Origin of the sequence: Enterobacter cloacae complex sp. 6730903 (assembly GCF_048283985.1) — a bacterium.
GTDB lineage: Bacteria > Pseudomonadota > Gammaproteobacteria > Enterobacterales > Enterobacteriaceae > Enterobacter > Enterobacter hormaechei_C.
Genome location: NZ_JBLVXX010000214.1, coordinates 1 through 290, shown reverse-complemented (window position 1 = coordinate 290; position 290 = coordinate 1). Strand labels below are relative to the sequence as shown.

At 42.1% G+C, this 290-nt stretch carries 1 protein-coding gene; it reads right to left on the bottom strand.

Features of this window, described 5'->3' with window-relative positions:
- The coding region (locus ACNQ0W_RS25635) for an ABC transporter permease (protein WP_417933336.1) at positions 1 to 290 on the bottom strand (290 nt) is incomplete at both ends.

The window sequence follows — 290 nt, the reverse complement described above, 5'->3', positions numbered from 1 at the left end:
AATCAAAATGGCCGCATAGACATTGTCAAAGTTTTGATAGCGTGCCTGTTGGGTGATAAACCATGTAATACCCGAGGTCGTACCAATCAACTCTGAAACAATTAAATAGGTCCATGCCCAGCCCAATAGCACACGTAAGTCACGGTAAATATCAGGTAAGGCAGCAGGAATCACCACATGAAATAAACTTTTGAGCTTATTGGTGCCAAGCGTATAGCCAGCTTCAATTAAGCTTCGATCAACCGTTCGTGTGGTATTGGCAATAATGAGAATTTGCTGAAAGAGTGTAC